This window comes from Sphaerotilus sp., from assembly GCF_013299175.1.
In the GTDB taxonomy this organism is placed as follows: Bacteria; Pseudomonadota; Gammaproteobacteria; order Burkholderiales; family Burkholderiaceae_C; genus Sphaerotilus.
The window spans coordinates 1-3,765 of record NZ_JAAFKF010000185.1; the positions used below are offsets into that span (position 1 = coordinate 1).

The 3,765-nt window shown below is 68.9% G+C and carries 4 protein-coding genes and 1 pseudogene; 3 read left to right on the top strand and 2 right to left on the bottom strand.

The genetic code is table 11. From position 1 onward, the window contains the following. Positions 1-120, top strand: a pseudogene (locus QZW52_RS18870) (ABC transporter permease); the annotation flags it as partial. 71 nt (positions 121-191) lie between these two features. Here the strand turns inward: QZW52_RS18870 and QZW52_RS18875 are convergent. Next, complete coding sequence (locus QZW52_RS18875; RefSeq protein ID WP_294001622.1) at positions 192-776, bottom strand: hypothetical protein; 585 nt, start codon at positions 774-776, stop codon at positions 192-194. Between the two features lie 35 nt (positions 777-811). Beyond that, complete coding sequence (locus QZW52_RS18880; protein WP_294001623.1) at positions 812-1,006, bottom strand: YgaP family membrane protein; 195 nt, start codon at positions 1,004-1,006, stop codon at positions 812-814. Between the two features lie 242 nt (positions 1,007-1,248). Between QZW52_RS18880 and QZW52_RS18885 the strand changes: the two genes are divergently transcribed. Both QZW52_RS18885 and QZW52_RS18890 read left to right on the top strand, forming a co-directional pair. Next, on the top strand, positions 1,249-2,637 hold the full coding sequence (locus QZW52_RS18885; RefSeq protein ID WP_294001624.1) for an FAD-binding oxidoreductase: 1,389 nt from the start codon (positions 1,249-1,251) through the stop codon (positions 2,635-2,637). 80 nt (positions 2,638-2,717) lie between these two features. After that, complete coding sequence (locus tag QZW52_RS18890; protein ID WP_294001625.1) at positions 2,718-3,647, top strand: hypothetical protein; 930 nt, start codon at positions 2,718-2,720, stop codon at positions 3,645-3,647. Positions 3,648-3,765: the final 118 nt, after the last annotated feature.

The following is a 3,765-nucleotide window of genomic DNA, read 5'->3' on the forward strand; positions in this document are numbered from 1 at the left end:
ACGACGACGGTGACGACCCCGGTGATCTACGCGCTGGGCACGGTGACGACGGTGGTGTCGTTCCTGGTGATGGGGGTGACGCTGGCGGTCGTCGGACGCTGGCAAAGTCGCCGCCGATGAACCCGGTGCGTCCGGTGCGCGACGTGTTCAAGGCGCACCGCGACACCACGCCCTGAGGCGGCCCGTTCTCATCAAAACGACGCCGACATCCCCAGCGACCACAGCACCGGCCGCACCGTGGGCAGCCCGTCGAAGCGGTGTTGCCCGACATCGACCGCCGCGACCACGCCCAGCCCCCGTGGCAGGCGCCATGCCAATCCGGCGCCCAGCAGCGTGCCGAGATGCGACTCGGAGGCGTCGAATGCATCGGCGCCGTTCACGGAAGTGGTCAGCGCCGTCTGCCAGCGCCCGAGTCCGATGCGTGCCTGCGCCTGCCAGCCCTCGGCCAGCGGAACGGCGGCTTGCAGGGCGGCGAACGGGCCGCTGGTGTGGCGGCGGTGGCGCTGCACCCACGGGCCGGTGCGGGTACCGCCGAACGACGCTGCGCCCACCACCACGCCAGCCGAGGCACCACCACCGCCCAGCGGCAGCATCACTCCGGCCGATAAGCGCCCGCCCACCGAGCGCCCGGACCCGGCATCCGAGACGATGCCCGGTGCAAGTTCCACCGTCCAGACCGACTGCGCGGCCACAGAGTCCGGCCACACGAAGCCCACGACAAAGGCCAGGGCAACCGTCAAGGCAGAGGCAGGAATCGTGGTGTCAAGGCGCGGCATGCGCAGGATTTTGCCTGCGCCGCCGGAGCCGCCGCCTATTTCGGCGACACGGGGCAGGTGTTCATGCCCAGCAGCGCATACAGCGGGCACATCCGGAACAGCCCGGTCGCCAGCGGCACGACGCCGATCCAGCCCCAGGCCCCGATCTGGCCGGACAGCGCCAGCAGGATCAGGGCCAGACCGACCACGATGCGGAGGATGCGGTCCGCGCCGCCAACATTGATGTTCATGCAAGTCTCCAGGTGAATCCAAACGCCAATCAGAACGCCAGCACACCGACCACCCGGCCGGTGGCGCAGAGAGATTGTGTCCCCCTGCGGATCATTATTCGTGATGTAGATCACGTTGAATCACCCAACAGGGTATGCACCGATGCCCAGACCCATCTCCCGACAGCGTGCCAGAGCACAGCGCCGCAGGCATCATCACGCCCGTACCCAAACCCAAACACAGCCAAAGACCGGAGACGCCCATGAACGCCCACCGCCCGATGCCCGACGCGATGCTGCAGGCCCTGCGCGACCGCTTCGGCGACCGCTGCTCGACCGCCCAGGCGGTGCGCGACCAGCACGGCCGCGACGAGTCCGCCTACGACGCTGCGCCGCCCGACGCCGTGGTGTTCTGCGAATCGAACGAGGACGTGATCGACGCGGTCAAGCTGGCCGACCGCTTCGAGGTGCCGGTGATCCCGTTCGGGGTCGGCTCCTCGCTGGAGGGGCATTTGCTGGCAGTGCAAGGGGGCATCAGCCTGGACCTGTCGCGCATGAACCGCGTGCTGCGCGTCAACGCCGAAGACCTGACCGTCACGGTGCAGGCCGGCGTCACCCGCACGCAGCTCAACCGCGAGATCCGCGACACGGGCCTGTTCTTCCCGATCGACCCCGGCGCGGATGCCTCGCTCGGCGGCATGGCAGCGACCCGCGCTTCAGGGACGAACGCGGTGCGCTACGGCACGATGCGCGAGAACGTGCTGGGCCTGGGCGTCGTCACCGCGTCCGGCGAGTGGATCCGCACCGGTACGCGGGCGCGCAAGTCCGCCGCCGGCTACGACCTGACGCGGCTGTTCGTCGGCAGCGAAGGCACGCTGGGCGTGATGACCGAGGTCACGCTCAAGCTCTACCCGCTGCCCGAGGCGGTGTCGGCGGCGATCTGCCACTTCCCCGACATCGACGCGGCGGTGCGGACCACGATCATGACCATCCAGATGGGCGTGCCGATCGCGCGCGTCGAGCTGGTGGACGCCAATACCGTCGGGCTGGTCAACCGGCACAGCGGGCTGCAGTTGGCGGAGCGGCCGATGCTGCTGATGGAGTTCCACGGCTCGCCCGCCAGCGTGGCCGAGCAGGCGCAGACGGTGCAGGACATCGCCGCCGAGCACGGCGGCGAGGCGTTCGAATGGGCCTCGACCCCGGAGGAGCGCACGCGGCTGTGGACGGCACGCCACCATGCCTACTTCGCCGCAATCCAGAGCCGGCCGGGCTGCCGGGCGATGTCCACCGATGCCTGCGTGCCGATCTCGCGGCTGGCCGAGCTGATCGCCGAATCGGTGGCCGATGTCGATGCCAGCGGCCTGCCCTACTTCCTCGTCGGCCACGTCGGCGACGGCAACTTCCACTTCGGCTACCTGATCGACCCCGACCAGCCCGCCGAGCGCGAACTCGCCGAGGCGCTCAACCACCGGCTGGTCGAACGCACGCTGCGCATGGAAGGCACCTGCAGCGGCGAGCACGGCGTGGGGCTGCACAAGATGGGCTTCCTGCTCGACGAGGCTGGCGCGGGCACGGTCGGGCTGATGCGGGCGATCAAGCGGGCGCTGGATCCGAAGGACATCCTGAATCCGGGGAAGATCTTCGTGGTGTGACCCACGCAAACCCCGCGATTGCGTCAGATCGTCCCGCGATATCGGCCACAGCCCGATCGACAGGCTTCCTAGAATGCGGCATGTCCGAAATCATCAGCCAGATCGCGCAAATCAACGTGCCGCAGGACGTTCTGCAGAACGCGGACTTCGACGGCATCGTCAACGACTTCCGGCGGCACTTCCGCCGGCTGGACGATTTCCAGCGCATCCACGGACCGGTCGGGATGCACGATTCGCTGCAGCCGCTGTGGCAGGCCGTCGCGTCCGGCGACCGGCCCGACACGTCGGATCTGGAGGTGTCGGCGCTGTCGAAGACGCTGGGGCAGTTGATCGTGCTGTCGGTGGTGCAGTCCCAGCAGATCCAGCAGCAGCAGGACGCGATCGGCTCGCAGCAGACGGCCACCCGCACCCTGCAGCAGAAGGTCAAGCAGGCGCACACCACGCTCGCCGAGCACCAGCAGGCCCAGGGCTTGCGCAGCACCGAGATGCAGCAGCTCACGCACCATCTGCTGGAGGTGCGCAACGGTCTGGCCGCCTCGACCCAGCGCGTCGCCGAGGTGGGTCAGGACACCCGCAAGACCCGCGAGGAGCTGCAGGCGCAGATCCAGCAGGCGCTGACGGAGGCCACGGCCCGCGTCGATACCGCCTGCGAGTGGGTGCAGACCATCGCCAGCGCACAGACCGCCAAGGTCGAGACCCTGCGCAGTGCCGTGCGCGCCGACACCGATGCGCGGGACCAGGCCGAGCGCCTGCTGGCCGATGACCTCTCGCTGCTGCAGCGCCAGCTTGACCACGAGCACCGCCGCGTCGAAGACCTCACCGACCAGCTCTCGCAGCACCGCATGGCGCAGGATGTGCTGCAGTCGCGCCTCAATGCGCTGACCGAGGACCGTGCCGCGGAACAAGCCCGGCTGCAGGAACGGCTGAAGAAGCTCACGCTGGGGATTGCCGGTGCATCCGGGCTGGCGCTGATGGGGCTGATGCTGGTAGTGACGCGCTTCGCGGGCTGACGCCGACACGCTCCCGACACCTAAATGCGACAAGCCGACCCTTGACATCCTCCCCGCCCTAAAGGACGGGGATTCCTCCTGCGAGACGCGCATGTCCGCGCGCGGCGATGTTCCTGGC